Origin of the sequence: Pseudolysinimonas kribbensis (assembly GCF_039531715.1) — a bacterium.
Lineage (GTDB): Bacteria > Actinomycetota > Actinomycetes > Actinomycetales > Microbacteriaceae > Pseudolysinimonas > Pseudolysinimonas kribbensis.
This window is the reverse complement of record NZ_BAAAQO010000008.1, coordinates 1-810: the sequence shown is the minus strand read 5'-3', so window position 1 is coordinate 810 and position 810 is coordinate 1. Positions and strand designations below refer to the sequence as shown.

The 810-nt window shown below is 66.7% G+C and carries 2 protein-coding genes; both read left to right on the top strand.

What is annotated here, in order from left to right:
- Positions 1 to 284 (top strand): transposase (locus ABD285_RS16970; protein ID WP_344203735.1); only part of this gene is annotated, 284 nt, incomplete at its 5' end.
- Between the two features lie 8 nt (positions 285 to 292).
- Positions 293 to 810 (top strand): IS3 family transposase (locus ABD285_RS16965; RefSeq protein ID WP_344203733.1); only part of this gene is annotated, 518 nt, incomplete at its 3' end.

Sequence of the window (810 nt, the reverse complement as noted above, 5' to 3'; positions counted from 1 at the left end):
TGCCTGCTGCTCACCCGCCGGAGTTTCGGCGTCGTGCCCTTGATCTGATCGCTCAGGGCAACCCGGTCGGTCAGACTGCTCGTGATCTCGGGATCAGCGAATCGTGCCTGCGGAATTGGATGAATCGTGACGCGATCGACTCGGGGCGCAAGCCCGGGCTGACAACTGACGAACATAAGGAACTCGTCGAGCTGCGCCGGCGGCTGCGGGTGCTGGAGATGGAGAACGAGATCCTCAAGCGCGCCAGCGCCTACTTCGCCAGGGAGAACGTGCTCCCAAAATAGGGTTCCGGTTGGTCCAGGAGCTCGCCGCGGACGGTGTTCCCGTCGCGGTGGCCTGCCGGTTTCTGAAGGTCTCGACGTCCGGCTATTACGACTGGGCGTCGCGTCCGCCGTCGCCGCGAGCGGTCGCGGACGCGCAGCTCACGAGCACGATTCGTCGGGTTCACCGCGACTCGCGCGGCACCTATGGCGCTCCGCGGGTGCTCGCCGAACTGCGACTCGGGCTCGGCATCCACGTCGGCAAGAAACGCGTCGCGAGGCTGATGCGTCTGGACGGCCTGACCGGGGTCTCCCACCGCCGCAAGCGACGGGGCTGGAAGCCGGACACCGCGACCCACGAGGATCTCGTGAAGCGCCAGTTCCGCGCAGATCAGCCGAACCGGCTCTGGTTCTGCGACATCACCCAACACCGCGCGAGGGACGGGTGGGTCTACTGCGCAGCTGTCATCGACGCGTTCAGCCGCCGCATCGTGGGCTGGTCGATCTCCGACCGGATCACCGCGGAGATCGTCGTCGACGCGCTCGAGAT